Raw genomic sequence first — 26,234 nt, 5'->3', positions numbered from 1 at the left:
CGCCGGAACCACCGTGACCGTCCGCGCCGAAGGCCACGACGCCGAACAGGCCGTCACGACACTGACCCAGATCCTCGCCACCGCCGAATGACCCGACGGTCACCAGCGGCACCGAACCAGCCGCCGCTTCCGACATGAGAAGCAAAGACCAGTGGAGGTGGCCGAGGATGAGCGTCCCCGCCACGAGCACGTATGACGCCCATATTGCCCCGCCCTCGCGGCTCGAACACGTCTGTGCAGTCTTGCCGCACGGACCCGAGGTCGTGTCCGCCGTACGCCGACGGGCACGCACCGTCCTCGCCCAATGGCGCGTGCCCGCCCCGACAGTCGACGACGCCCTCCTGGTGATCTCGGAGCTGACCACCAACGCGATCGTCCACGCACTGCCGCCGACAGTGCTGCGGTTGTCCCTGCCCGAGGCCGGCAGCCGCCGCACCCTCCGCATCGAGCTCACCGACACGGGTCCGGCACCTCAACGACGCCCAGCGCACGATGACCCCCACCCCGCCGTATACAGGGAAAACGGTCGCGGGACCGACATCGTCGCGGCCCTCTCCGCACAACACGGAATATCCCGCCACCCCGAGAGGACCACCCGTTGGGCCGTTCTCAGGATGGGGGCTTGACCACCCGTGGCACGACAACCGCACGTCTCTGCGGCGGCCTCAGCCTCCGAGGTGGGCCGACGCGCTGGGCCCCGTTGTCCACACCTTCACCGCGCGGGACGTGGACACGATCAACTCGGTCCTGAAGTGGCATCCGTCCGAGGCGACCGGGGTGCTCGCGGCGGCCAGGGGCGTGCGAGGCACGTACGAGATCCGGGATGCAGGGCTGCCCGTGCCGCTCACGGACGAGAGCCCGAGGGTGCATGAGGTCGACCTGGACGACGCCGTCAGCCGCGACCAACTGGCCCGAGCCATCATGGCGACTGCGCATCTGGACGAAGCCGAGGCCCACAGCCGGGAAGCACGACGTTCCGTCGCATCGCCGAGTCCCCGAACCTCAGCGGCCTGCAGCGCGAGGAGTTGCGGCAGTTCCTCATCAACAGCTGGCCAGAGCAGTACGACGCGCCCCTGTGGCGCGTCCAGTGGAAGTCACCACGGCCACCGCCCGCTCCACCACTCAGGCAGCCTCTATTCCCTCCGCCTCAACGGCCCCCGTCACCGCTTCCCTCATCCCACGCCGCCCCCGGGGCCGCTGCGGCGCCAACCGTGCGACCACGCGGCCCAGCCACTCGGGGTCGCCCAGGAGGTGCGCCTGGCCGGCGTCGATGACCTGCATCGTCAGCGTCTGGAGGAAGACGAGGTGGGCGCCGGGATAGGAGCGGGGGTGCCGGTCGAAGCGGGCGATCCAGTTCTCGTAGGGGTCGCGCAGCGTCATGTGCAGGTAGCCGCTGCCGCGCCCCCGCCAGGGGCCGGGCAGGCCGCCGAGGAGCCCCCCGAAGCCGTTCGACCCCCTGGCCGGGTATTTGCTGCCCATGGTGAGGTTCATGCCCAGCATGATCCGAGGCCATGGGATCAGCTGTCCTTCCGAGTCGGGCTCGTGCTGGTACAGCCCGTCCCTGCGGAATTCCACCCAGTGGCCCTTGCCGGTGTCCCCCATCACCCAGCGGCCGTCGAGCAGTTCCAACGGTCCCAAGGGCGTGCTCGTGTCCATCATCCACTCATTGGATCACGTGTTCCACGAACCGGGTTACCGTCTCCGCTCAGCTGTATCGGCCATTCCAAGACCGACGGCCATCGTTGACACCTGGGTCTCCGATCACTGTCGAATCCGGGCGAGTTCGCCGGCGCAAGCCAGGGTGCCGAACTCCCCCCTTGTGCATACGACTTCCAAGCCCGGCCCGGCAGAGTGGGTTACGTCCACGATCAGCGGCATCGCCTTCAAGACCGATGAGTCGCGCCTTCTCCGATGTGGCGGGCATGCGACTTGTTCAGTGACCTGGCCTGCGGTGAGTGCGGGGCCCAGGAGATGCCGGCATATCCGGTGAGGTTACGCCGAGCTCAAACAGGAGGGAGCGCGAAGACATTCCCGGCGGTGCAGGCGACGATGGAATTGCCTCCGCCAGCCAGTTCCCAGATACCTTTGGAAGCCGAGATCTGGCTGGTGCGGAAGTTCCAGACCATTTTCCCCGTTCGGCGGTCCAGTGCGTAAACGCCGCTGGATCGGTCGCCGCTGGCGACGTACACGGCGGTGCCGGTCACCACAAGGTCGTTGCCGTTGGCTCCTCCGTCTATGCTCGTTGACCAGATTTGCCGGCCATCGGAGGCGTCGAGAGCGCGTACGCCTCGGTCGCTGTCGCCGATGTACAGCACGCCGTCCTTGACCCGTGGGGCGCTGAAGAACCCCTCTGAGCTGCGGCTGAGTGCCGTCCACTTCTTTCTGCTCGTAGCGAGGTCGTAGGCGGCGATGTACTGGTCGGCGACGAATACGGTGCCGTTGTCCACTGCCGGAAGGATGTAGTTGCCCGACTCGTCAAAAGTCGCGGACCAGGCTATTCGGCCATCGGCTGTATTGCGGACGTTCAATGCGTTGGTTCCGTCGTCGGTATAGACGAGGTGGCTGCCTGTCAGTTGGACGGCTTGAGATCCCGGTGCATCAAACCCGCTCCGCGGATGCCGCGCAGCGCCTCGGCCAATCCGCCGGCCAGCGCCCACACGCTTGCCTCGGCCAAGTCGGCCCGTACGACCTTCACCGCGACGGTACGCCCACCTCCGCTGCGCGCGAGATAGACACGGCCCATCCCACCTGCCCCGAGGCGCCCGATCGAACTCGCCTGAAAGCGGAGGCTCATGCCCGCAGCGTGCCCGATGCGATGCGGCGGAATCCCCCGGGGATTCACGGGGAACAGCGGCGATGGTCGAGCTCCGGGCCACGTCAGAGACTTGGCAGGTCAGCCGGTCATGGTTCACATCCCGTAGTCCGCCGGCACACGGAATACCGGGCCTCGGGTACCCAGCAGTCCGGGTACGCCCTGCCACAGGGCTGCCCCGTTCGCTTGCTCCCAGTCCGCGGTCGCCCGGGACCGCGCCCACTGGGTCATGGCCCCCGGCACCAGCATGACGGGCGGCATCACCTCATGGAACATCAGGCCGATGAGCATCATCCAGCAGGCTGCCACGCCGACGAGTCCTGCCGTGCGCCGTAGCGACTGCCGCCACGCTGCGTCCTGGCCGGCGTGCGGTGCGTCGAGGCCGTCCATCTGCGCGGCATGCTCGTACCTGCGGCGAAGCCGGGCGGGGAGACGGAAACCAAGCGGCAGCAGCGCCAGGCACACAAGAGTGACCGCAACTGTTCCCACCAGCAGGGTCCCCAGCCGGTAAGCCGTACCGATCAGGGCCAGCAGCAACCCTTCGGACAGCACCGCACCCGCGCCCATCATCAGCGCGGACGCCTGCTCGAAGTGGACCACCCGCATCAGCCCGGGTCTGGCGTCCTCAGTCATCGTCCTGGCTCTCTGCCCGGGCACCCGCACGGACAGGGAAGATCCAACGCCGTACGGAGCACAGGGTCAACAGGTCGTGTGTCAGAACATCGCCAAGACTTCCCGCCCAGCACCCGGGCGCGCATGAGGCAATCAGCGCGAACTCAGCGCCGGTCGCCACACAGAGGCGCTTCTTGAGCCTGCCCTGGACGTGCGCCAGGACTCAGACCTTCCACCTCCAAGGTGTCGAAAGGCCCGCTCCCCGGCGAGGCGGCCCGGGCGTCGGTGCCCTTGCGGGCCACGCGCGGGTGCGCCCGGCATTCCGCTGGCTAATCTTCAGGCATGACCACCGAGTTGGCGCTGCTGTCCCGAGTCGCCCATCGCGGGCGGGAGGTCACCGCGCCCCGGCTGCGCGGGCTGTTGGCGCTGCTCGCCGGGGATCTGCGCACCGGCTGCAGCACCGGTCGGCTGGTGGAGGGCCTGTGGCCGGACGAGCTGCCGGAGCGGCCGGGCAAGGCGGTACAGGTCCTGGTGTCAAGGCTCAGGGCGCAGCTGGGTGCCGAGCTGATCGTGAGCACGCCGACGGGGTACCGGCTGGCGCTGGACGAGGCGCAGGTCGACAGTTCGGCGCTGCTGCTGTACGAGGCGGTGAGCGCCGAACGCGCGCGGGCGGGGGACCACGAGGGCGTTCTGGAGCAGGCCGAGGCGGGCCTGGCCCTGTGGGACGGGAGCGTGGGCGCCGGTTCGGGAGAGGACCTGCACGATCCGGTGGTGGCGCTGCGCGCCGATCGGGTCCGGGCACTGCGGTCGCTGGTCCGCTCCCGGGCGCTCGCGCTCGCCCGGGTGGGGCGGCGGGAGGAGGCGGCGGAGCCGCTGGCCGGGCTGGCCCGGGAGCTGCCCCGGGACGAGGAAGTGCTGGCCGAGCTGCTGCGGTGTGAGGCCGCGACCGCGGGGCGGGCTGCGGCGCTGACCCGGTACGACGCCTATCGCCGTCGGCTGCGGGACGAGCTGGGGACCGATCCGGGGCCCGGACTCAGGTCCCTGTACCAGGAGTTGGTGCGGGCGGACGCGCCACGTGTCCGCCACGGTGTGCCGCACGAACCGAACCCGCTGCTGGGGCGGGACGCCGACGTCGCCGCCGTGGCCGGGCTGCTGCGCACGGTCCGGGTGGTCACGGTCGTCGGGCCCGGTGGGCTGGGCAAGACGCGTCTCTCCCACGCGGTGAGCCGGGCGGCCGATCAGCCCGTGGTGCATTTCGTCGCCCTGGCCGGTGTCCTCGCCGATGACGACGTCGCCGCCGAAGTGGCCTCGGCCGTCGGTGCCGGGGAGGGCGGGCGGTTCAGCGGGGGCGGGGATGCGGTGAGCGGCATCGTGGCCGCGCTGGGCGCCGGGCCCGCGCTGCTGGTGCTGGACAACTGCGAGCAGGTGATCCCCGGCGCGGCGGATCTCGTACAGGCACTGGTGTCGCGGACGAAGGAGCTGCGGGTCCTGGCCACCAGCCGGGCTCCGCTGGGCCTGACCTCGGAGTCCGTGTACGCCCTGCCGGAGCTTTCGCCGGCGACATCGGTCGAGCTCTTCGGGCAGCGGGCGCGGGCTGCCAGGCCCGGCGTGGAACTGCCCGCCGACAAGGTGGCCGAGATCTGCCGCCACCTGGACGGGCTGCCGCTGGCCGTCGAACTCGCCGCTGCCCGGGTCCGGGTGCTCTCCGTGGCCGACATCTCGCGTCGGCTCCGGGACCGCTTCGCACTGCTGCGCGGCGGCGCGCGCGACGCGCCCGAGCGGCATCGCACGCTGCAGGCCGTGGTCGAGTGGAGCTGGAATCTGCTGGAGGCCGACGGGCAGGCCGCACTGCGTGCGTTGTCGGTGTTTCCCGGGGGCTTCACCGAGGACGCGGCCCAGTGCGTGCTCGGCGAGAGCGGGGACGCGCTGACGCTGCTGGAACAGCTGGCCGGACAGTCCCTGGTCAAAGTGGGTGACAGTCCTTCCGGGGTGCGCTTCCACATGCTGGAGACGCTGCGGGAGTTCAGTGCCGCCCGGCGCGCCGAGGCCGGTGAGGAGGAGGTGGTGACCGGCCGGTTCCTCGTCTGGGCCCGGGACTTCGGGCGTGCGCACCACGACGCGCTGTTCCGCGGCGACCCGCTGCCCTCGTGGTTCCGTATGCGGGCCGAGCAGGACAACCTCGTCCTGGCCCTGCGGTACGCGCTGGCCCGCGCCGACGGGCCCACCACCGCGGCGCTCACCGCCGTGCTGGCCTCCCTGTGGGTCACCGACTCCAACTACGCACGGCTCGTCGCCCTGTGCGCCGAGACCGGCGGGCCGCTGTCCCGGTTCCGCCCCGGCCCCGAGAACCCCGAGGACGTGGAGGCGGCCCGCAGCGCGGCGGCGGTGTGCACGGGGGCCCTCTTCGTCGGCCTCGGCCCGCACGCCGTACGGCAGCTCGTCACCCTGCGCCGGCTGCCGCCCGCCCCGCCGGACACGATTGTGCGGGCGATGGCCGCCGTGCTGTGTGCCACCCCGGACATACGCCCGCCGGAGTACGCGCGACTGCAGGAGCTCTGCGCATCCGACGCGCCCCTGCTGGCGGGCACGGCGTGGGGCGTCGCCAGTTACGTATGGGAAGCCGAGCACGAGACGGAGCGCGCGCTGGAGTGCGCCCGCCGGATGCCCGACACGTTGGGGTCACTGGGCAATCCGGCCATGCAGCTGCTCAGTCATGGGCGGATCAGCGAACTGTGCATGCAGTCCGAGCGTGGCGCGGAGGCGTACGACCATCTGCGGGCCGCGCTGAGCACGCTCGACGAGTTCGACGGCTGGCCGGACTCGATCGGCGTCCGCTGGGGGCTGGTGCTCGCCTGTCTGCAGCGCGGGGAGGTCGACGAGGCGGAGTACTGGCTGGGACTCGCGGCCCTGGACCAGCAGCCGGAGTCCGCCCGGATCTACGCTCCCGATCTGATGGCCCGGGCGGAGATCGCGCTGGCCCGGGGGCTGACCGAGGTCGGGCTCGGGCTGTGGCGCCGGGCGGTCGAGCGGATCCGGGAGGACAGTGTGCTGCTCGACGGCGATCCGTTCGTGGATCCATGGGCGCTGCAGGTTCAGTCGGCCGCGCTGGCGGCGCACGCGCAGCACGGCCGGCTCGAACCGGTGGCCTCGCTGGCCGGGCAGCTGCGGGAGCGGCTCCTCGGGATACTGCCCGGCTCTTCGGGGAACGGCTCTTCGGGGGACGGCTCTTCGGGGGACGGCTCTTCGAGGGACGGCTCTTCGAGGGACGGCTCTTCGGGGAACGGCTCTTCGAGGGACGGCTCTTCGAGGGACGGCTCTTCGGGGAACGGCTCTTCGAGGGACGGCTCTTCGGGGAACGGCTCTTCGGGGGACAGGTCTCCGGTGGAACTTCCGGTGTACGGCACGGCGTTGCTGGCGCTCGGCTTCGCCGGGCTGGCCGGGGGCGACCCCGCGGCCGTACGGCTGGTGGCGCTGGCGGAACGGATGCCGGCGGTACGGGAGGTCCCCACCCTGTCCTGGGCCCGGTCCCGGCAGGCTGCCGAGAACGCCGACAGGGCGGCCTACGACGACGCGAGGTCGACGTACGCCACCCTGAAACGGGAGGAGTTGCTGGCCGCCGCACTGCGCGAACTCAGTGCCGCGGCTCGCGGTTGAACTTCGCCTTGGACCACAGGTAGCCCAGCAGCGTCAGCCCCAGGCACCAGACGACGGCGAGCACCGCGTTCCTGGTGCCGATCCCGCTGCCCAGCAGCAGCCCGCGCAGGGTCTCGATGGCGGGCGAGAAGGGCTGGTACTCGGCGAACCAGCGGAACCAGCCCGGCATCGCGTCCACCGGCACGAACGCGCTGGACAGGAACGGCAGCATCACCAGCGGCGTCCCGATGTTGCTGGCCCCCTCGGCGTTGGGGCTGATCAGGCCGATACCGACCGCGAGCCAGGTCAGGGCGAGGCTGACCAGAGCCATCAGCCCGGCCGCCGCGATCCACTCCACCGGCGTGGCGTCGGGCCTGAAGCCGATGGCCAGTCCGATACCCAGGACCAGTACCAGAGCCATCATCGTCTGGATCACGCTGCCGATCACGTGGCCGATCAGCACGGAGGCACGGGAGATCGCCATGGTGCGGAACCGGGCCATGATGCCCTCGGTCATGTCGGTGGCCACGGACACCGCGGTGCCGAGCGAGGTCATGCTCACGGTCAGGAAAAGAATGCCGGGGACGAGGTAGGCGACGTAGTCGGCACGGTCCGCGTGACCGCCGTTGATGCCGGCGCTCATCACGTTGCCGAAGACGTAGACGAACAGCAGCAGCAGGATGACCGGGGTGAGCAGGAGGTTCAGGGTGAGGGAGGGGTAGCGGCGGGCGTGCAGGAGGTTGCGCCGGAGCATGGTGAGGTTGTCGCGGTATGCGTGCGAGGCAGTGCTCATCGGACGGTCTCCTTGGCAGTGTCGTTGTCGGCGGGGACGGGGCTGCCGGTCAGGGCGAAGAACACGTCGTCCAGGTCAGGGGTGTGCACGGACAGTTCGTCGGCCTCGATGCCGGCGGCGTCCAGCCAGTCGAGGATGGCGCGCAGCTCGCGCTGGCTTCCGTCGCTGGGGATCTGCAGGGTGAGCGCCTCGTCGTCGCGGGTGGTCTCGCGCAGTGCGGTCGCCGCCTGTTCGTAGGCCACCGGGTCGGAGAAGCGCAGCCGTACGTGGCCGCCGGGGACGAGCCGCTTGAGCTCCTCGGCACTGCCCTGGGCGACGAGCCTGCCGCCGTTGAGCACCGCGATGCGGTCGGCGAGCTGGTCGGCCTCCTCCAGGTACTGGGTGGTGAGAAAGACGGTGGTACCGCCGGAGACCAGCTCGCGGATGATCTGCCACATGGTGTGGCGGGAGCGCGGGTCGAGGCCGGTGGTCGGCTCGTCGAGGAAGATGATCCGCGGGTCGCCGACCAGGGTCATGGCGATGTCGAGGCGGCGCTTCATGCCGCCGGAGTAGGTGGAGACGGGCTTCTTGGCGGCCTCGACCAGGTCGAAGCGCTCCAGCAGTTCGGCGGTGGTGCGGCGGCCCTCGCGGCGGGAGAGGTGGTGCAGGTCCGCCATGAGGAGCATGTTCTCCTCGCCGGTGATCAGGCCGTCCACGGCGGAGAACTGACCGGTGACACCGATGGCGGCCCGGACGGCCTGGGCCTCGGCGGTGAGGTCGTGTCCGGCGATCCGCGCCTGTCCGCCGTCGGCGCAGATCAGCGTCGACAGGATGTTGACCACCGTGGTCTTGCCCGCGCCATTCGGCCCGAGGAGGGAGAAGATCGTGCCGGCGGGCACCTGGATGTCGATGCCGTCGAGGACGGTCCTGTCCCCGTAGGACTTCCGCAGCGCGGTCGCCGCGATCGCGGCTTCGTGGTTCGTCGTCATGCCGCAGAGCTTGCGGGCGGGGCGGTTCAGAATGGTTTCAACTCGCTTTCAGCCCTCCGGAGAGAGCTTCAGAGCGTTGAAACTTGCAGTTCAGGCCATATGGGCGAGGTCTGCGGCAGGACGACCGCCGGCGCCGTGAAGTCGCCGGCGAGCTCACCCGGTGAGCCGCCTCAAGCCACGCCCCGCGACTCCCACAGGCGTGATCCGCAAAGGCACCTTCGTCCGTGGCGCTCGACAACAGTGCGGTCCGCCCCTCACGGCCACCTCAGGGGGAAGGTGTCCACGAGGTCGAGGCCATGGAGCCCGGCCGAACGCCGTCGCTTCCCAGGCTGGGAGCGCGAACCCCTCACCCGCTCCGTCCGGTCGGTGCCGGCCGGGGCCCGGACGATCGCGCCGGCAGTTTCCACGCTCCCCCGACTCGCGGGAGAACTCCCGCACACCTTCGCACTGCTCCCAGCGGGACGCACTGCGTCAACTCCTCATCGACAGCCGTCCGGAGCAGTACGCAGACGCAGCACCCCTGTGGCACATGACATGACGAAGGAGCCGAGCCCGCGTCCACACCTGGGCCCATCCGGACACGCGACCGGACACGCGACCGGACACGCACCGAACACGCACCGAACACGGCACGATGTCGCATAGAAACCGATACGCAGGAAACAACCGTTCCGCTCCACCATGAGGTATTGCGTCCTGGAGACATTTGTCACCGATGAGCCTGCAATAAGGAGTGAGGGGATTTTCACAAGGGGGCGGTCGATCGCCGCCGACAGGATCGGCCGATATCGCGGAATCGGCCCACGTGGCGAACTCAGAGGTAATTCATAGACACACTCCATGAGGTGGCCTCTCTCCCTCCATGAAAGGGACTTTCGGTAACATTCTCACCATAGTCATCTCACTCGATGACGCCCCTCGGCCTGTGAAGGTCATGTAGCCTCTGTGGCCAAGCTGTGCCCCTCCACGGGAAACACCCAGAGGGCGGCATGCCCTCGGGAGCGCCGGTGTCATTCCCAGCGTGAATGCACTTCTGGAGATCGCGCATTCCGCAGGCACGTGAATACGAGGAGCTCGTAGCATGCTCGCTAAAAGGTGCCGGTCAGACGCGAATCCGCCGCTGTCGCGCTTGCCGGAGGACTGGCGGTCGGGCTCATGACGGTCGGCGTCCTCGTGTTCCTGAGCTCCGAAGCCTCCGCGGCGGCGCAACCGATACCCGGGTCGCCGCTGGACGCTTACAACCACCACATTTCATACGACTCGGGCGTGCACCAGATCGCGCGGCTGGCCGCACTCATCGCCTATGTGCTGATGGTCGCCACGGTGGTCCTGGGAGTGATGCTCCGGCTGCGGTTCATGCAGCGCACCGTCAACCGGGCCACCTTCTACGGAGCCCATATGACGCTGGCGCTGTCAGCGATGATCTTCGGGGGTCTGCACGGCCTGACCTTCCTGTACCAGCCGATCTGGCGGATCCACTGGCCGGAGCTGACCGTACCGTTCCTCGGAGGCCTCCAGCGCGTGCCGGTGGGCCTGGGCATCCTGGGCACGGAACTGGCCATCGCCGTGGCCTGCTCGGTCTGGCTGCAACACCGCCTGGGCTACCACCGCTGGCTCAGGACGCACCAGTTCGCCTACGCGTCCTTCGCCCTGATCTGGCTGCACATCTTCCTGGTCCATCCAGAACCGCGCCATCCGAACCTGGTCGCGGTCGGCGTCGCCGCAGGCGCCGGAACGGTGCTCGTTGCCTTCCTGATACGCCTCTTCCCCTCCGCTTCCAGACTGCGGCAGCGTGCCTTTCCGAGTGAGGCCGGAGGGGCTCGGTGACACATCCCGATCCCGGCCACCCGCAGGTCCGTACCCGGCCCACGGCCCCGAACCATAGCCATGAGACCGTGCCCTCGGTACCGCGTCAGGCGCAGCACGTCACGCCGCCGGCCCAGCAGCACACGGTCGTGCACCAGTCCCCCGCGATCTTGGCCGACTCATTCAGCCTGGCGCGCCCGGCGCTCGTCCCGGAGGACGAACCCGTCCGGATCAGCGTGGACAACAACCGGTGCCACATCTACGGCATCTGTCAGCAGGAGGCCCCCGAGGTCTTCCGGATCTCCGAGGGCGGCTCGCTGCACTACACCCGTGGCGTCCCCGCGGAGTTCGCGGCCAGGGCACGGCAGGCCGCGCGTTGCTGCCCCATGCAGGCCATCGCGATCGAGGGCGGCCAGGGCCCCGGCTCCGGGTCCTCCGGCGACCGGCGTCGCACGCCTCCTGTGCGCAGCGGGGCAGGGGCCCGGGCAAGCAGCAGGCGCATCGTGGTTGCCGGGGCCGGGCTGGCCGGGCTGAGCGCGGCGGCCCGGCTCAGAGACCGGGGCTTCGACGGGGAACTCGTCGTCGTGGGGGAGGAGGCGCACCGCCCCTACAGCCGCCCACCCCTTTCCAAGCAGTACCTGTCCGGTGAACTGAGCGAAGAGCAGCTCGTGTTCAGGGCGGACGAGGCGCTGGACGCCCACTGGCTGCTGGACACCCGGCTGGTCGGCCTCGACCTCTACGGATCGGCCCTGGAACTGCCGGGTGGCGAGCGACTGCCCTTCGAGGGGCTGGTCGTGGCCACGGGGGTGGGCGCCAAGCGCCTTCCCGAGGCTCCGCTCCTCAGCGAGCGGGTGCGCACCATTCGCACGCTGGGGGACGCGGCCGCGGTACGACAGGCGATGGACGCCGCACGGGCCCGTCATGTGGTGATCCTCGGCGGTGGATTCGTCGGCTGCGAACTGGCGTGCACGGCCCGGGAAAGCGGTCTGGACGTCACCCTTGTCGTGCACAGCGCCCCCTTGCTGCGCCGGGTACTCGGCGAGCGCCTCGGTGCCCTGGTCGGCGGCATCCAGCGCAGGGCGGGCGTCGACGTGCGGCTCGGCACGCAGGTCGTCGACTGGCAGGACCACGGTGACGTGCTGAGGCTGCGGCTGGACGACGACGAGATCATCGACTGCGACTTCGTCGTCCTCGGCCTGGGCAGTGAACCGCGCACCGAATGGCTGCGCGGCAGCGGACTGGACGTCTCCGACGGTGTGCTGTGCGCTCCCACCTGTCACGCGATCGACGCCTGGGGCCGCCCCACTCCGCACATCGTCGCCGCCGGTGACGTGGCTCGCTGGCCCAACCTGCGCTTCGACTCCGAGCCACGGCGCATCGAGCACCTCATCCACGCCGTGGAGATGGGCCAGCAGGCCGCCGACGCGCTGTTGCGCGGGCCCGAACGCGCCGCACGCTTCGCCCCGGTTCCGCGCTTCTGGTCCGAGCAGCACGGCACCCGGATACAGGCTGTGGGCATCCCGGCTCTCGGCACCGAGGTCGAGATCACCGAGGGGTCCCTCCGCTCCGAGCGCTTCGTCGCCCGCTACACCCGGGACACCCCTCACGGTCCTCAGATCGTGGGCGCCGTCGCCTTCGACATGCCGCTGGAACTCCTCGACCACCGCGACCAGATAGGCCGAACCCGTCCGCGCTCGCGGACCACGAACAGAAGGAGGCGACGATGAGCCGAGGTAGAGGTACCCGTGGCCGCCGTTCCGGAAGTCCGGTGTCCGGCGGGCTGCTGGCCTGGGTGCTCAGCCTGCCAGCCCGCCTGCACCTGCGCTGGCTGGTGATCCTCGTCGTGACGGCCGCGGTGATGGGCGCCTACGGAAGGGTGCTGGTCACCGCGGCGCCGATGCCGCCGGGCAAGGCTCCGGCCGGGGTCCAGCAGGGGCGCGGCAGCCCCACCCCACACCTCGGGCAGGCGTCGCGACCCAGGTAGGGCGCCGGCAGGGGCTCCCGCCTCGACCGGCCAGGACCCGACACACACGGCGGGTGCGCAGTAGGCGCACCCGCCGTCGTGACCGGCCTTCGGTGGCTCGGGGCAGAAACTTGCTTCCGGGCTGACGCAGGTCACCCGCGCTCGGACCATGACGCGGGCGGGACGCTCTGCTCGTACTGGAAGACGTTGTGGGGGTCGTACTTCGCCTTGATCTTGCGCAGCCGGTCGAAGTTGGATCCCCAGTAGGCGGTTTCCCAATCCTGCATCCCGATGTTCGGCACGTTGACGTAGGCGCCGTTCACGTACGGCCGCAGCGCCTGGCTGAACTCGGCGATCCAGGCCTGGGCCTTCGGGGTGATCGCGTCGCCGCTGCCCGCCTGTCCACGGGTCCCCCAGCCGGCGCCGGGCTCGGAATAGAAAAGCGCGTCGCGATGCGGGAACGAGGTGCCGCCGCGGGGCTCGCTCCTCCTGACCGCCCCGCCGAAGGCCTGGGTGAAGAAGTTGCTGTCGTCGGAGGGGGCGTCCTGCATGAACGAGGCGATCAGGCTGATCGCCTCCTTCGGGAACGGCCTGCTGGTGAACTGCGAGAAGAACTTCCAGTTCGCGGGCTCGTTCTGGGTCGGGATCTGGAATCCCGCATATACGTCACCCCAGTTGCCGACCTGCACCGAGACATTGGGGTTGCCGACCGACAGGATCGGGGCCAGCAGCTCCTGCGCCTCTGCCGCCGACCCTTCCGCGAGAACGGCGAACAGCAGGATCTCGCCCGTGTGGACCTCGAGCTGGGTTCCGAGTCGGTTGTCGGCCCTCGGCGCCGTATGCTGCCATGCGTCGAAAACCCCATGCAGGTCACCGAGGCCGTGCCATGTCGCTTGTACATAAGCGACACTCTTGAGTGGAGCCACCTTGTAGGTGAGCGAGGTGACGATCCCGAAGTTGCCGTTTCCCGCCCCGCGGAGCGCCCAGAGCAGGTCCGAGTGGTTTCTCGGGTCCGCCCTGATCACCTTGGCGCAGTCGGCACCCGACGCGACGACGATCTCAGCCGCCATCAGGCTGTCGCAGGCCATGCCGAGGTAGCGGGTGAGGAAGCCGAAGCCGCCACCGAGCGTCGCGCCGGACAGGCCTACACTGCCCTCCGTTCCGGTCGTCACCGCAAGGTTCTTCTTCGCGAGCGTGGTCACCGCTTCCAACTGGTTGAGCCCGGCGCCGACCGTCGCGATACGGGAGTCGGTGTCGATGTGGGCCGACTTCAACTCGCTGACGTCGATCACGATGCCGTTGTCCACGTTCGACCAGCCCTCAAGGCTGTGGCCGCCGCTCCGTACCCGTAGCGCGACGTCGTTCTGCCGCGCCCACGTGAGGGCGTTGACCACGTCCTGGGTCTCCTGGGCGTAGACGATGACCAGCGGACAGTGAACGAAGAGCTCGTCCCAGCCGAGGCTCGCACTCGCGTACGCGGGGTCGTTGGGACGGACGATGCGGCCGGTCAGCTCCGCCGGCTTGCATTTCGTGCTTCCGGGCCTTTCGCTCGCGGCGCTCGCGTCCGGGGCTTCCGCGGTCGTAGTGCCCGGGACGACGACCGCGCCGGCGCCTGCGGCCGCCGTCGCCTTGAGCAGGCCGCGACGAGAAAAATCGTTCATGGTCCGTATCCTCTCGACCGGGCTACGCCAGAATTCAACTCAGGCAAATCCTGTCCGCCGGCCGGCGCGTGAAATCCTTTGCGGAAAACCCCTTGAGAGCCGCACGGTAACAGGGGTGGCGTGGCGGTTTCGCCCGACACGCTAATTACGGACGACGACAGCATGCTGAAGAAGTACGCGTCGTGACTGGGCATGAATCAGCCCAGCCGGGAATCAGCCCAGCCGGGTGGATCCGGCGGGGCTGGACGAAGTCCGCGTACACGGCTATTTCCTACCCGCGGTCCGCGTGATGCTCTTGCGTAAAAACTCTGGGAGCGTTGCCGTCTCCTCGACCCGAATCCACCGACTTTATTTCTGTGGATAATAATTCCGGGAATTGCCGTGACTCCTGGGCAGGACGGCTTGGCCGAGTTGGGCAGCCGCCGGAAATACCCTCCGGCCGAGTCCCACCGTCAGAGCGGCAGGTCGTCGGGCAGTACCCGAAATGCCTTGTGGTGGCCCAAGGGGGCGTACGGCACGGAAGACGAGGCCCGGCCGTTCCACGGGAACGGCCGGGCCGGCGGTCGAGGCTAGGACAGCTTCCATTCACCGGTTTGATCAGCCATGCCGGAGTCCATGGTGAACTGCACGGTGGCCGCCTTGGACCCCTTGGGGACTTCGAACACGATCCAGCCCAGCGCCTTGGCACCGGGCTTCAGCTTCACGTCACTGGACATGGAGGGGCCCGCGGTGATGTCGGCGATGGTGGAGGCGAACTGCTGGCCGTCGGCATCGGTGATCTGGGCGCCGTTGCCGGGGCTGTCGCCGTAGGTCACGGTACCCGTGTTGACCAGCTTGAACTGGACGCCGACGAACCGCTTGCCGGACTCGGGCGTGGTGAACTCGTCGCCGGCCTTCGCCGGGTCGGCGACCTTGACGACGGTGACGTCGAGCTTGCTGCCGTCGTCCATGCCCTTCAACGCGATGGTGTCGCCGACCTCGGCGACATCGGGCGTGGCGGTCTTCCTGGCAGCCGGCTGCTTGCCGCTGCTCTTGCCGGCCGACTTCCTGGCCTTGGGCTTGCTGGTAACGGTGTCACCGGTGTTGCAGGCGGTGAGGCCGAACGCGCCGATGCCGGCAGCGGCGACGGCGGCGACGATTCTGATGCGGGTGCGGTTGTACAAGATCCCCCCAGGGTTCTGTGGCTTGCATGTGAGGGACTCGTGAAGGAGCCGCATGGTTGCATGCCACATCGAAAAAAGTCGGTGGGTGGGAGCAACCTGCAAGCCGCATCTGCCGTCCGGTGTCCCGGAGCGCCCGGACCACCGCCTGCGCTCCGCGGGCGTGCCTCGCCGATCAGCGGCGAAGGGCTGCGTCGAGCTGGTAGTAGAGCGCGTCCAGCCGGCTACGGCCACGGCTGCGAGCCGGCATCCGCCGCACAAGCTCGCGAACTGCCCGCGGGGCGTGCTCGATCGCCCATCGGATCTCCTCGTCACCGGCCCTGGCGTCATCGTCCGCCGCGAGCTCACGAGCGCGCGCCTGGTAGACCGCGGGCCCAAGGGCGTGCTTCGACTGGTGAGGGGTGGCCAGTGGGTGGATGTAGGGGGTCGCCGCCGCGTAGCACGCGGCGCGGGCGGCGGCTGTGGCAGCCGGGTCGCCGACTTCGCGTGCGGCCGCGTGAGCCGCCCAGGCAAGGGAGCGCAGCCGCCCCGTCCGCCTCCCCTCGCGCACGAAGGCCCGGATGCCCTCGATCGCCTCACGGGGACGAGTGTCGCGGGGAGCCTTCGCCTCGAACAGCGGCAGCACCCGCTCGACGCAGTCGGCGGCCCAGAGTCCGAGCAGCCGGCGGTCTTCTTCGCTGATGGTCACCTCGGCCACCAGCACATCCTGCCGGTTCCGGAGCCCCCTGTCCTGTCGGTCACTCCCCCGGGCGGGCGCGCGCCGCTCACCGCGCACCGGCCGGCAATCAGCCGCCCGCCCTCAGGAACGGCCGTTGCCCGCTCAGGGCCTGTTGCGCCGGAGCCACTGCCAAGGCGTGCGCCGCGGCAGCCGGGCCACGATGTCACCACCGGTCGACCTGCCGGTCATGCCCGGGATGCCGTCCTCGCCCGGAGCGGAGCCGACCGCACCACCGGGATCGGAGCGACCGCATTCGGCGTCCTGGCCCGCCGCCGGCGGCAGGACCGGACAGGTGGGCGGGGAGTAGCGTGGTGGCGAGGGCCATGAGGAGTAGGTACGCCCTCGCGGCAGTCGCTCCATCACCGCCACCGGCGGCCGGCGGCTTGCCGGACCCCGACAGGGCAGGTGAGCTTCATGGCCGTCTCCGATTCCCCGCCCCCGGCAGGGTTCCTGGCGAACGGAGTGTACGAGTCCCTGCGCCCCGGAACGGCGCTGCTGCGGCTCACGACCACCCATGACCGCCAGGCCGTCTTCGACGGTGCCTGGTGGCCCCGTTCCAGGAACCCCGGGGCCGAGCTGCCGGGCCTGATCGCCGCGCTGACCGAGCGGCTCGGGCCCATCACCCGTGTCGGACTGGACCGCGACGCCTGGGACGAGCTGCCGACGCGGATGACCGTCGACGACCGCATCGTGCACATCGACGCCTTCGCCGTGGGTGACGACACCGCGCTCGTGACCCGTGGCGCCCAGGACCACTTCTCCCTGCTCGTGGTCGCGCCGGACACGCCCGTGCCCGCGGCGAGGGCCGCGATGGCCGCCGCGGTCCGTACCGGCAACATCACGCGGGCCGAGCAGGTCCTGATCGACACGGGCACCGATCAGGACCACCCGGCCGGCCCGGCAGGCTAGTGCCGGCGACGCGTCGCCACGACATCGCGCACACCCGCGCGCCGGGCCCCGGCAGGGACGTCCGCACCGGCCGTCGGCCGGTGATCGCCCAATCGCCCACTGGATCGCCGTGTCAACCGTGCGGCCGGGTTCGCGTACGGGACCATCGGGGCACCGGTGCTTCTGTGAACCGGCGGGGCCAAGGACCCGGCCGGGCGTTCCGTGAGGGGAGGGCGGCGTGGTGGAGGACGTGAGGCCCGACGGAGGAGAGCGCGAGTGGCGGCTGCCGGCGGCGGAGCCGGGTCTGTGGCAGCGGGTCGTCGAGCAGTTGGGCACAGCCGTGACCCTGGTGGACCCGGCGGGGCGGATCGTCGCGGTCAACCCGGCCGCCGAGCGGCTACTGGGTCGCGCGGCAGCGGTGATGTACGGACAGGACGTCCATGACCTGTCCCATCGGGACCCCGGGGGCGCCCGGATCCCGCGAGAGCACTGCCCGCTGCTGCGGGCACTGGCCGAGGGGCGTTCGGCGCGCGGGAAGGACGACAGGTGCCTGCGGGCCGACGGACGGCTGGTCCCGGTCTCCTGGTCGGCCCTGCCCCTGACCGACGGCGGCGCCCTTACAGGCATGCTCGTGCTGATCGCCGAAACCGCCGCGGACCGCGGCACGGGCCGGGACCACGCGGAACGCGCGGCACAGGCGGAGCGTGCGGCCCGTACGACCGCTCTGGAGAGTCTCACCGAGCGGCTGACACTGGTCGCGGAGATCACCGAAGTGCTCGGTCAGACCTTGGAGATCGACGAGGCCCTTGCCCGGTTGAGCCGGCTTCTGGTGCCCCGCCTGGCCGACTGGGCGGCGGTGGACCTCCGGGTCGGATCCCGTCAGGTGCACCGGGTGGCGGTGACCGGCCCAGAGGGCCGGGACGCCGGACAGGAGGACTGGCGCGGTCGCCTTCCACCTGCCGGCGAGACGGCCCACTCCCCACTGGTCCAGGTACTGAACGGAGGCGATCCCGTCCTGCAGGAGCGGGCGGAAACGGGTACACCGCGTACACCGCCCGAGTCGCCCCTGGCCGCCGTCCACAGCCGCTTCCTCGGGGCAACCGGCGCGGCATCCGCCATCACGGTGCCGCTGGGGACCAGACGGCAGGTCACCGGTGCCCTGACGTTGGTGCGTACCGACCGGGCACGCCCCTTCGACGTCGCCGACCTCGAGGTGGTGAGCGACATCGGCCGCAGGGTCGGCCTCGTCATCGACAACGCCCGCCGCTTCGGGCGCCAGCGCGCCATCGCCGAGGCCATGCAGCGCAACCTCCTCCCCCCGCTGCCCCAGCCCGGCCGGCTCCAACTGGCCGCCCGCTACCAGCCCGCCCCGGCCGGCTCCCAGGTCGGCGGCGACTGGTACGACGCGTTCAAACTGAAGGACGGTACGCTCGCGCTGGTCATCGGCGACGTCGTGGGCCACGATCTGACCGCCGCGGCCGGCATGGCGCAGCTGCACGGCATCCTGCGCTCCCTCGCCTGGGACCACACCGGGCCGACCGATGCCGTCGTGGACCGCCTCGACGACGCCATGCACGCCATCACCACCGTGCCGATGGCCACCCTCGTTTTCGCCCGGGTGGAAGGCCCGGAAACCGGCCCCTGGACCCTGCGCTGGACCAGTGCCGGGCACCCGCCGCCCCTGCTGCTGACCCCCGACGGGAACGCGCAGTACCTCGAGGCCGGGCAGGGACTCCTCCTCGGAGCCCCCCAAGGGATCATGGGTCAAAGACCGAGCGCCGCCCAGGCCCTGCCGCCGGGGGCCACGCTCCTGCTCTACACCGACGGCCTGATCGAGATCCCCGGCAGCGACCTGGACACCGGGCTCGGCCGGCTGCGCCGCCATGCCCTCGCGCTCGCGCACGAACCGCTGGACACGCTTTGCGACCAGCTGTCGGACCGGATGTCTCCCGGCAGCACCGACGACATCGCCCTCCTCGCCCTGCGCCTGCCCGTGCGGTGACCGAGGACACCGAGGACGCGGAGGAACCCACCGCGCTCGCCGACGTGTTCGACAGGAAGCGAGGTCGTGTCACCCAGGTCGCCGTCGGCCCCGGCACCTGGCCGACCGCCCCGTGCGGCCTGCCCGTGACGGGCCACACCGTGAGGGCCGCGTGGACCGCCTCCGGGTTCGAGCAGCACACGGTCCGGATCTTCCCGTACGGCGTCGGGCGCTGGGACCTGCTGGTCGTCCCGCCCGAAACCGGGCCCACGGCGGCCGGCCGGCTGATGGCCGCTGCCGCCGGCCCCGCCCTCCACCTCACCGGGAGCGCGCTCCTGGCCGCCGGGGAACACCGTCCGGCCGAGGACAGCGTACCGAGGACGGCGTACCGAGGACGGCGTACCGAGGACGGCGTACCGGAGCCGCTCGGCCCATCGGGGCGGGCGGCGGAACACCCGGCGACGCCACACGGGCCGAACACGTGAGTGCGGCGAAGCCCTGGCGGTGCTGTTCCGGTCAACGGCACTTGTGGTGACGGCACTTGGGGAGTGCCGTCGGGGCGCCCGGCGCGGGGGCGGCAGTGGCGCTCCCCTTCTTGCCGGGCTTGTCCGCGCGCTTGGCGGCGGTCGCGGAGGGAGAGGGGGAGGGGGAGGGGGCGCCGGGCTCGTCGGTGCCGTGGCCGAGGAGGCCGGGCGTGGGGAAGGGTGCGTCGGGCAGACCTGCGAGGGCGTCGCGCATGTACTGAGTCCATATTTCGGTGGGTATGTCACCGCCGAACACCTTCTGCAGTCCACCGACGCCTATGAGGGACTGCAACTGCGGGTGGCCGGCGTCCTCCCGGAAGAGGACTACGGAGGTGGCGAGTTGCCGGGTGTAGCCGATGAACCAGGCCGACCGGTAGTCGTCGGTGGTTCCGGTCTTGCCCGCCGCGGTCCTGCCCAGAGCCTGGGCCTTGGTGCCGGTGCCCCGGGCGATGACGCCACGGAGCACGTCGGTCACGTTGCCGGCGACCTCCGCCGGCAGGGCCCGCACACGGGCGGGGGCGGCGAAGCCGGGCAGTGCGGAGCCGTTGCGGGTCACCTTCGTCACCGAGTACGGGGGCGTCTGCATCCCCTCGGCAGCGAAGGTCGCGTAGACGCCCGCCATCCGGATGGCGCTCGGGGTCGAGGTGCCGATGTAGAAGCCGGCGCTGGGGGCGGCGAGGCTGCCCGGGCGCAGGCCGAGGGCTTGCGCCGTGCTCGCCACGTTTTCGTGGCCCACGTCCTCCCCCAGTTGCACGTACGGCGTGTTGACCGACTCCTCCATCGCCTTGCGCAGGGAGATGTAGCCCCAGCGCCGGTCGGTGTCGTTGTGCTGGTGCAGGAGCCCGGTGGGGTCCTTGGGGTCGGCGACGAAGTTGCCCTGCTGGTCCTTGATCTTGATGCCGTCGTCACCGTTGAACTTGCTGGCCGGGGTGATCAACGCGGGGGACCGGCCGGGTTGAAGCACCGCTCCGTACCGGAGCGCTGCGGCGAGGACCACGGGCTTGAAGGTCGAGCCCACCGGGACGCCGGAGGTGTCGGCGTTGTCCGAGTAGTGGGCGTGGTCGAAGCCGGGGCCGCCGTAGACGGCGAGGATCTGGCCGGTGGCGGGTTCCACCGAGGCGGCTCCGACCTGGACGTCCCGGTCGACCGCCCGGTGGGCGGGGTCGAGGCGTTGCCTGCGCACCTCGGCGACGGCCCTGGCCAGCTGCGCGGTCCTCTTCCTGTCGAAGGTGGTGTGTATCTGGTAGCCACCCCTGCTCAGGCTGCTGTCGGTGATGGCCGCGTCGTGCGCCTCGGCGTACGACCTGGCGAGCTGGACCAGGTAGCCGGTCTCGCCCGTCAGCCCCGAACCGGGGGTCCACTTCCTGGGCGCGGGGAATCCGGCGGCCGCGTACCGTGCCCGCTGTTGCGGCGTCAGCCTGCCGGTCTTCACCATCCGGTCCAGCACCCAGGACCAGCGTGCCTCCGCCTGCGCCCTGGCGGCGGGATCGGAGTCCACGTGCTGGAAGAGGCTCGGCTCGTTGACCGCCGCGGCGAGGAAGGCTCCCTGGCTCACGTCGAGCTTCTCCACCGGGCGGTTGTAGTACACGCGGGCCGCGGCCTGGATGCCGTTGGCCTGACGGCCGAAGAAGCAGGTGTTCAGATACCCCTGGAGGATCTGCTCCTTGGTCATCGCGGCGCCGATCTTGGTGGAGATCAGCAGTTCCCTGAACTTGCGTGAGACCGTCTGCGACTGGTCCAGGTAGGTGTTCTTGACGAACTGCTGGGTGATCGTCGATCCGGACTGGACGGAGCCGCCGGCGGCCATGTGGACGACGGCGCGCAGGATTCCCTGCGGGTCGATGCCCGGGTCGGTGTAGAAGGAGGCGTTCTCCGCGGCGATGAAGTCCCACTGCACGTCGGCGGGGACCTGCGAGAGCGAGACGTTCTGCCGGTTGACGCTGCCGTCGGTCGCCAGGACCGTGCCGTCCGACCAGTAGTAGACGTTGTTCTGCAGCAGTGTCGTGGGATTGGGGTCGGGGATGGTGACCGTGGCGTAGGCATAGCCGACGGCCGCTGCCGTGCCGCCGAAGAGGAGCAGGAGGAGGGCCAGCAGCTGGCGCACCGACGGCAGCCAGCGGCGCGGGCCCGTCCTGCCTCGGTGCGGGTAGTCGATCCAACGTTTCTTCTGTGGCGCCGCCCTTCTCCGGTTCCGGCTCGGCAGCTCCTGCCGGGGGGACGGATCACGACGCGCGGCCCGGTGGCCCGTGGCGCCGTCACCCCCGGCACGTGTGCCGCCGTTGAAGCGCTGTGGCGGTCGGCGCCGGTGTCCGCTCATGGGCTCTGCTCACTGTCCTCTCAGTACAACTGCGGTGTCTCGTACGGTCCGGGCTGCCGGAAACCGGGGTGGGGCGGGGGCTGTGGAAGGCCGTCGTACGGCCCTGGCTGCTGGAGGGGGTCGTACGGTGCAGGCCGCTGAAAGGGGTCGTACGGCCCCGGCTGCCGAAGGGGCTCGTACGGTGCCGGCTGCTGAAGGGGCTCGTTCCGCGCAGGCCCCGGGAAGCCGCCGTACCGCGCCGGTTCCGGAGCGCCGTCGTACGGCCCCCGGTGCCGGAAGCCGTCGTACGGTGCCTGCTGCGGCAGGCCGGGGTCCTGCGCAGGGAGGTCACCGCTCGGCCCCTCCGCGCCCACCGGGGCCCGCAGGCTGCCGTACCGCTCCATGCGCTGCCACCGCAGCCGTGAGCCCGACACGGCGGTGAACACGGACTGGATCACCACCAGGTACATCAGCTGCCGGTAGACGAACTGCTGCAGCGGCATGCTCCACAGCGGGCCCGGGGATTCTCCGTCCAGGCGGAACGCGTACAGGCCCATCATGAGCTGCAGCAGCAGGAAGGCGAGCCACAGCCCGATGATCCGGGCCGGGTCGAGGAAGACCAGCCCGTACAGCGCGAAGACGTCCACGACGGGCGCGAGCAGGGGCAGCAGCACCTGGAACAACAGCAGATGGACCAGGCCGCGGCGGCCCAGTTTGCCGGCGGCACCGCGCTGCACCAGCGCGCCGCGGTGCTTCCACATCGCCTGCAGGGTGCCGTAGCACCAGCGGTACCGCTGCCGCCACAGGGCGTTCAGTGACGCGGGCGCCTCCGTCCACGCCTTCGCGCCCTCCTCGTAGACCACGCGCCAGCCGTCACGGCACAGCGCCATGGTGAGGTCGGTGTCCTCGGCGAGGGTCACGTCGCTGACGCCGCCGATGTCGAGCAGCGCCCGGCGGCGGAACGCGCCGACCGCTCCGGGCACGGTCGGCATGCATTCGGCGAGGTCGAACAGGCGGCGGTCGAGATTGAAGCCGACCACGTACTCGATGTGCTGCCAACGGCCCAGCAACCCACCGCGGTTGACGACCTTGGCGTTGCCCGAGACGGCACCCACGCGAGGGTCGGCAAAGGGCTGCACGATCGTGCGGACGGTGTCGGGCTCGAAGACCGTGTCGCCGTCGACCATGACCACCAGCTCGCAGCCGGCGGCGGCGAGTCCGGTGTTGAGCGCGGCGGGCTTGCCCGCGTTCTGCTGCCGGATCACCCGCACCGGCAGGTGGAGCGACTCCACCAGGTCGGCGGTGCCGTCGGTCGAACCGTCGTCCACCACGATGATCTCGACCGGATGGTCCGAGGCGAGCAGCGAGCGCACGGCCGCCTCGATCCCGGCGCTCTCGTTGTACGCGGGGACGACGACACTGACCGGCTCGGTCACCGGCGGTCCCCACGGCCGGCCGCGGCGCCCGGTCCGCAGGCGCCGGTGCCGCCGGGCGGCGATCAGCACGACGACGGCGCGCAGCACGCTGATCGCTCCGGCCACGAACATCAGCACGCACAGCAGCCACACGGCCCAGTCGCCGCCCTGCAGCAGGTCGATGAGGGCCAGCCCCTGCAGGTGGTCGCCGAGCCCGGCGGGCCGGACGGGTGCGGCCATGCCGACCGCGTCGGAGACGGTCGCGAACTTGAAGCCCCGTGCCTTGAGTTGCGGGACCAGGGCGCTCAGCGCGGCGACGGTCTGCGACCGGTCGCCGCCGGCGTCGTGCATGAGCACGATCTGCCCGGCACGGCCGTGCGGCGCGGCATGGGCGAGGATGCGGTCCACGCCGGGGCGCCGCCAGTCCTCGGCGTCCCGGGTGGCGAGCACCGTGACATAGCCTGCCGCGTCGGCCTGCCTGAGGACGGACCAGTCGGCGTCGTCCAGCGCGTCGTTCTTCGAGGAGAACGGCGGCCGTAGCAGTGCGGTGGTGACCCCCGCGGCGCCGGCCACCGCCAACTGCGTCTCGCGCAGCTCCAGGGAGCGCTGCCACGGGGCGAGGTGGGCCAGGTCGGGATGGGTGAAGGTGTGGATGCCGATCTGGTGACCGTCGGCGACGATCCGGCGGACCAGCTCCGGGTGGTCGACGGCCTGGGTCCCGACGACGAAGAAGGTCGCGTGCACATGGTTGCGGCGCAGCACGTCCAGGATGCGTGGCGTCCAGACGGGGTCGGGGCCGTCGTCGAAGGTGAGCGCGATGGTGCGGGCCTTCACCTGGGCGGTGTGCGCGGAGGTGGCGGCGTTCGCGATCACGGGGCCGCCATGGGTCACCTGGCTGGGCACCGCCTCGGCCCGGCCCCGGGCGCCGGGCACGTCGTCCGACGTGATCCCGAACATGTGGTGGGTGTAGCCCTGCAGCAGGAGGGCCGTCGACAGGGTCACCGCGAGCACGCTCAGCAGCAGCCAGTGGGTGCGCTGGGTGATCTGGCGGGTGCGGCCGTGACGGCGAGCGGGAGCGTTGCGGCGTCGGCGATCGGTCACATCAGGGCCCTGGATCACTTCACCGGCTTGTGGGACGAGCCGAGGGCACGCCCCTTGGAGCCGGGGGTGGGGGCGGGGGCGGGGGCGGCCGTCGACGTCGGGGAGGCGATTCTGGTGGGTCCGGAGGTGACCGCCGGGGCGGTGGAGGCTGCCGGCCGGCCGGTGGGGCTGGGGGTCGTCTGCGCCGCGGGGCGGGAGTTCTTCCGCGCCGTGGACCTCGCGCCGTCTGCGAGGTGCCCGGTGCCGGGCGCGGAGTCGGGCGCGGTCGCCCGGGGCGTGGCCGGGTGCGTGGCTTCCGGCTGCGGGACGAACGGAGAGCTGACGCCGGAGCCGCCCAGCATCGTGCTGATCAGCAGGGCGACGTAACCGCCGGCCGGGATCACCAGGAGCCGGGCGGCGCGGCGCACGCGGCGCTGACGGCGTCCCGAGGAGTCGACGAAGACCGGCCGCACCGACGCGCCGGCCGGCGTGTCCGGTGCCGGTACGGGAATTCCGGGTGCGGCGAACTCCGGGGGCGGCACCGTGAGGACGTCACCGATGGGAGCGGCCCAGGCCGTCGCGGCGGGGTCCGGCGCGGCCGCGTGGACAGGCATCGCGGTGGCGTGCGGGCCCGGCCCCATCGCCTGGGTGTGACCCGTGGGGTGCGTCCACTGCGCGAGTTGAACCGGGTCCCAGGACAGCGTCGCCGTGTCGGTGACGATGCTGCCGCCGCCCTCGTGGCCGCAGGCATACGCGTACCCGGCGCCGGCGTAGGGATCCTCGCCGTACGCTGCGCCGCTTCCGTCCGTCCACTGCACGAGTCGTGCCCCCTGTCCTGGCCGACCGACATGGTCGTCCCCATGGAGAGAGCGAACGCGGCCGGAAGTGTTACACCTCGGCCTCGCATTACGGATAATCAGAATAAAAGTGATCAATGCTCAGGAGGGGTGGGCGATCTTGCCGAGGGCGGACGCGCGCTGCCCCTGCCGGCCGGAGGCTCCCGGTCCCCGGCCCTCGCGTGGCTCAGGCCGGCATCCACTTCACCACCGCGTCCCCGCACTCGGCCGTCTGCGCGTAGAAGGCCCTCAACTCCCGGTGCGCCGACGCGAACGCATGCCACGTCTCGGGCTCCGCGGTCACGCCGCCGTAGCGCGGCAGCAGTTCGTCGCGGGCGAAGTCCCACAGCGCGTCGAAGTCGGCGATCGCCAGGAACCTGGCCACCCGGCGGGCCTGGGCCGCCGTCAGCACCAGGAACGGCGGCTTGTGCGGGTCGGCGCGGAACACCGGCCGGCCGCCGAGCACCACCTGGGTCTGCGGCCGGTCCTCGGCACGATCCGGGCAGGCGCCGGCGTAGATGCGCTCCTGGTCCAGATAGCGCCTGTCCAGCACCTCCTCCCGGTGCCGGCCGGCCCGGTGCCGGACGGTCTCCGAGTCGTCCTCGAAGAGCCGTTCCAGCCAGGCCGCACTGTTGCGCAGTGCCGGGGGCGGCACCGCTCGCAGATGGAGGTACGTACTCATGCCAGAAGGAGCGCACCGGGGCGCCGAAGCATCACGCGGCTGCGTGGAGCGGCCGGAACCCCGTGCAGTGGGCGGGGTCCCGGCCGCCCCCTCCCTCTCCGTGCCGCTCCCGGGGGGAGTCAAGAGCGGCACGGAGAGAGGTCCGGGGGTGCGTCGCGGTGCCGGCATACGGCGAGCGGTCGCCCTCGGTCTGCGCGGCACCGGACCCGGTACTCATCCAGCGCACGACCGGCACGAAACGTCACACGGCCGGGACAGTGCCGGTCACGTTCTGATCTGTTCCGGTCTGCTCCGGTCCGTTCCGGTCGCATACCGTCCTGCGCACCCCGAAAGCGGGCGGCGACGTGAAGGGGCGCCTGATGCGTTGTGACACTTCTGTGAGCACGGACGCTGGTCGTCATGGGGC

General features: G+C 70.8%; 21 protein-coding genes and 4 pseudogenes. 11 read left to right on the top strand and 14 right to left on the bottom strand.

The genetic code is table 11. From position 1 onward, the window contains the following. The first annotated feature begins 13 nt into the window (after positions 1–13). The 3 genes and pseudogenes from ACH4UM_RS16135 to ACH4UM_RS16125 all read left to right on the top strand — a co-directional run. The gene (locus ACH4UM_RS16135) at positions 14–91 is read left to right on the top strand and encodes a hypothetical protein (RefSeq protein WP_398178629.1); all 78 of its coding nucleotides are present in this window, start codon (positions 14–16) and stop codon (positions 89–91) included. Positions 92–134: 43 nt separating this feature from the next. Beyond that, positions 135–626 (top strand): ATP-binding protein, encoded by a 492-nt coding sequence (locus ACH4UM_RS16130; protein WP_398178626.1) that lies wholly within the window; start codon positions 135–137, stop codon positions 624–626. 67 nt (positions 627–693) lie between these two features. Next, positions 694–1,085: pseudogene (locus tag ACH4UM_RS16125) on the top strand (DUF1152 domain-containing protein); the annotation flags it as partial. A 37-nt stretch (positions 1,086–1,122) separates the two neighbouring features. Here the strand turns inward: ACH4UM_RS16125 and ACH4UM_RS16120 are convergent. From ACH4UM_RS16120 to ACH4UM_RS16105, 4 genes and pseudogenes are all read right to left on the bottom strand, one after another. Then, on the bottom strand, positions 1,123–1,659 hold the full coding sequence (locus ACH4UM_RS16120; protein ID WP_398178623.1) for a hypothetical protein: 537 nt from the start codon (positions 1,657–1,659) through the stop codon (positions 1,123–1,125). A 344-nt stretch (positions 1,660–2,003) separates the two neighbouring features. After that, complete coding sequence (locus ACH4UM_RS16115; RefSeq protein WP_398178620.1) at positions 2,004–2,657, bottom strand: PQQ-binding-like beta-propeller repeat protein; 654 nt, start codon at positions 2,655–2,657, stop codon at positions 2,004–2,006. Then, positions 2,573–2,794, bottom strand: a pseudogene (locus ACH4UM_RS16110) (hypothetical protein); the annotation flags it as partial. The pseudogene ACH4UM_RS16110 and the gene ACH4UM_RS16115, both read right to left, overlap by 85 nt. A gap of 114 nt (positions 2,795–2,908) precedes the next feature. Beyond that, positions 2,909–3,445 carry a hypothetical protein gene (locus tag ACH4UM_RS16105; RefSeq protein WP_398178617.1) on the bottom strand — a complete coding sequence of 179 codons (537 nt, stop codon included), beginning with the start codon at positions 3,443–3,445 and terminating at the stop codon, positions 2,909–2,911. Positions 3,446–3,766: 321 nt separating this feature from the next. Here ACH4UM_RS16105 and ACH4UM_RS16100 point away from each other — a divergent pair. Beyond that, a pseudogene (locus ACH4UM_RS16100) lies at positions 3,767–4,420 on the top strand (BTAD domain-containing putative transcriptional regulator); the annotation flags it as partial. 2,047 nt (positions 4,421–6,467) lie between these two features. Next, on the top strand, positions 6,468–7,019 hold the full coding sequence (locus tag ACH4UM_RS16095; RefSeq protein ID WP_398178695.1) for a pentapeptide repeat-containing protein: 552 nt from the start codon (positions 6,468–6,470) through the stop codon (positions 7,017–7,019). Between the two features lie 36 nt (positions 7,020–7,055). Here the strand turns inward: ACH4UM_RS16095 and ACH4UM_RS16090 are convergent, their stop codons facing one another. Together ACH4UM_RS16090 and ACH4UM_RS16085 are read right to left on the bottom strand one after the other, a co-directional pair. Beyond that, complete coding sequence (locus tag ACH4UM_RS16090) at positions 7,056–7,850, bottom strand: ABC transporter permease (protein WP_398178615.1); 795 nt, start codon at positions 7,848–7,850, stop codon at positions 7,056–7,058. After that, positions 7,847–8,818: an ATP-binding cassette domain-containing protein gene (locus ACH4UM_RS16085; protein WP_398178612.1), complete on the bottom strand. Its 972-nt coding sequence runs from the start codon at positions 8,816–8,818 to the stop codon at positions 7,847–7,849. The genes ACH4UM_RS16090 and ACH4UM_RS16085 overlap by 4 nt, the downstream gene beginning before the upstream one ends. A 1,155-nt stretch (positions 8,819–9,973) precedes the next feature. Between ACH4UM_RS16085 and ACH4UM_RS16080 the strand changes: the two genes are divergently transcribed. The 3 genes from ACH4UM_RS16080 (at position 9,974) to ACH4UM_RS16070 (ending at position 12,608) form a co-directional block, all read left to right on the top strand. Next, positions 9,974–10,645, top strand: coding sequence for a ferric reductase-like transmembrane domain-containing protein (locus ACH4UM_RS16080; protein WP_398178609.1), 672 nt, complete (start codon positions 9,974–9,976; stop codon positions 10,643–10,645). A 68-nt stretch (positions 10,646–10,713) separates the two neighbouring features. After that, positions 10,714–12,351, top strand: a complete 1,638-nt coding sequence (locus ACH4UM_RS16075) for an FAD-dependent oxidoreductase (protein WP_398178606.1) — start codon at positions 10,714–10,716, stop codon at positions 12,349–12,351. After that, a complete protein-coding gene (locus ACH4UM_RS16070; protein WP_398178603.1) occupies positions 12,348–12,608 on the top strand; it encodes a hypothetical protein in 261 nt (86 codons plus the stop codon). Before ACH4UM_RS16075 ends, ACH4UM_RS16070 begins: the two co-directional genes overlap by 4 nt. A 131-nt stretch (positions 12,609–12,739) precedes the next feature. Here the strand turns inward: ACH4UM_RS16070 and ACH4UM_RS16065 are convergent, their stop codons facing one another. The 4 genes and pseudogenes from ACH4UM_RS16065 to ACH4UM_RS16050 all read right to left on the bottom strand — a co-directional run bounded on the left by ACH4UM_RS16065 (position 12,740) and on the right by ACH4UM_RS16050 (position 16,105). Then, entirely contained in the window at positions 12,740–14,248 is a 1,509-nt protein-coding gene (locus tag ACH4UM_RS16065; protein WP_398178601.1) for an FAD-binding oxidoreductase, read from the bottom strand. Between the two features lie 452 nt (positions 14,249–14,700). Next, positions 14,701–14,770, bottom strand: a pseudogene (locus tag ACH4UM_RS16060) (VapC toxin family PIN domain ribonuclease); the annotation flags it as partial. A 47-nt stretch (positions 14,771–14,817) separates the two neighbouring features. Next, the gene (locus tag ACH4UM_RS16055; RefSeq protein ID WP_398178598.1) at positions 14,818–15,411 is read right to left on the bottom strand and encodes a DUF4352 domain-containing protein; all 594 of its coding nucleotides are present in this window, start codon (positions 15,409–15,411) and stop codon (positions 14,818–14,820) included. 172 nt (positions 15,412–15,583) lie between these two features. Beyond that, positions 15,584–16,105, bottom strand: a complete 522-nt coding sequence (locus tag ACH4UM_RS16050; protein ID WP_398178595.1) for a putative immunity protein — start codon at positions 16,103–16,105, stop codon at positions 15,584–15,586. Between the two features lie 435 nt (positions 16,106–16,540). On the opposite strand from ACH4UM_RS16050, the gene ACH4UM_RS16045 reads away from it, so the two are divergent. The 3 genes from ACH4UM_RS16045 to ACH4UM_RS16035 all read left to right on the top strand — a co-directional run bounded on the left by ACH4UM_RS16045 (position 16,541) and on the right by ACH4UM_RS16035 (position 19,480). Then, the gene (locus ACH4UM_RS16045; protein WP_398178592.1) at positions 16,541–17,035 is read left to right on the top strand and encodes a DUF5994 family protein; all 495 of its coding nucleotides are present in this window, start codon (positions 16,541–16,543) and stop codon (positions 17,033–17,035) included. 217 nt (positions 17,036–17,252) lie between these two features. Then, the gene (locus ACH4UM_RS16040; protein ID WP_398178589.1) at positions 17,253–19,016 is read left to right on the top strand and encodes a SpoIIE family protein phosphatase; all 1,764 of its coding nucleotides are present in this window, start codon (positions 17,253–17,255) and stop codon (positions 19,014–19,016) included. Continuing rightward, positions 19,013–19,480 carry a DUF5994 family protein gene (locus ACH4UM_RS16035; protein ID WP_398178587.1) on the top strand — a complete coding sequence of 156 codons (468 nt, stop codon included), beginning with the start codon at positions 19,013–19,015 and terminating at the stop codon, positions 19,478–19,480. Before ACH4UM_RS16040 ends, ACH4UM_RS16035 begins: the two co-directional genes overlap by 4 nt. A 31-nt stretch (positions 19,481–19,511) precedes the next feature. Here the strand turns inward: ACH4UM_RS16035 and ACH4UM_RS16030 are convergent, their stop codons facing one another. The 4 genes from ACH4UM_RS16030 to ACH4UM_RS16015 form a co-directional block, all read right to left on the bottom strand. Then, positions 19,512–21,623 (bottom strand): transglycosylase domain-containing protein, encoded by a 2,112-nt coding sequence (locus tag ACH4UM_RS16030; RefSeq protein ID WP_398178584.1) that lies wholly within the window; start codon positions 21,621–21,623, stop codon positions 19,512–19,514. A 233-nt stretch (positions 21,624–21,856) separates the two neighbouring features. Continuing rightward, the gene (locus ACH4UM_RS16025; RefSeq protein ID WP_398178581.1) at positions 21,857–24,331 is read right to left on the bottom strand and encodes a glycosyltransferase; all 2,475 of its coding nucleotides are present in this window, start codon (positions 24,329–24,331) and stop codon (positions 21,857–21,859) included. A gap of 14 nt (positions 24,332–24,345) precedes the next feature. Next, a complete protein-coding gene (locus ACH4UM_RS16020) occupies positions 24,346–25,128 on the bottom strand; it encodes a hypothetical protein (protein WP_398178578.1) in 783 nt (260 codons plus the stop codon). Positions 25,129–25,333: 205 nt separating this feature from the next. Further along, complete coding sequence (locus ACH4UM_RS16015) at positions 25,334–25,828, bottom strand: DUF1877 family protein (RefSeq protein ID WP_398178575.1); 495 nt, start codon at positions 25,826–25,828, stop codon at positions 25,334–25,336. Positions 25,829–26,234 lie beyond the last annotated feature (406 nt).

It is taken from the genome of Streptomyces sp. NPDC020801, from assembly GCF_044334385.1.
Classification (GTDB): domain Bacteria; phylum Actinomycetota; class Actinomycetes; order Streptomycetales; family Streptomycetaceae; genus Streptomyces.
Note: the sequence above shows the minus strand (reverse complement) of the source record. Positions and strands in the feature narration are given on the sequence as shown.

Excerpts from the sequence above, each read along its gene's own strand:
- ACH4UM_RS16130 (WP_398178626.1), top strand. The coding sequence starts at position 135 with ATGAGAAGCAAAGACCAGTGGAGGTGGCCGAGGATGAGCGTCCCCGCC.
- ACH4UM_RS16120 (WP_398178623.1), bottom strand. The coding sequence starts at position 1,659 with ATGATGGACACGAGCACGCCCTTGGGACCGTTGGAACTGCTCGACGGC.
- ACH4UM_RS16105 (WP_398178617.1), bottom strand. The coding sequence starts at position 3,445 with ATGACTGAGGACGCCAGACCCGGGCTGATGCGGGTGGTCCACTTCGAG.
- ACH4UM_RS16090 (WP_398178615.1), bottom strand. The coding sequence starts at position 7,850 with ATGAGCACTGCCTCGCACGCATACCGCGACAACCTCACCATGCTCCGG.
- ACH4UM_RS16085 (WP_398178612.1), bottom strand. The coding sequence starts at position 8,818 with ATGACGACGAACCACGAAGCCGCGATCGCGGCGACCGCGCTGCGGAAG.
- ACH4UM_RS16080 (WP_398178609.1), top strand. The coding sequence starts at position 9,974 with ATGACGGTCGGCGTCCTCGTGTTCCTGAGCTCCGAAGCCTCCGCGGCG.
- ACH4UM_RS16070 (WP_398178603.1), top strand. The coding sequence starts at position 12,348 with ATGAGCCGAGGTAGAGGTACCCGTGGCCGCCGTTCCGGAAGTCCGGTG.
- ACH4UM_RS16065 (WP_398178601.1), bottom strand. The coding sequence starts at position 14,248 with ATGAACGATTTTTCTCGTCGCGGCCTGCTCAAGGCGACGGCGGCCGCA.
- ACH4UM_RS16045 (WP_398178592.1), top strand. The coding sequence starts at position 16,541 with ATGGCCGTCTCCGATTCCCCGCCCCCGGCAGGGTTCCTGGCGAACGGA.
- ACH4UM_RS16015 (WP_398178575.1), bottom strand. The coding sequence starts at position 25,828 with ATGAGTACGTACCTCCATCTGCGAGCGGTGCCGCCCCCGGCACTGCGC.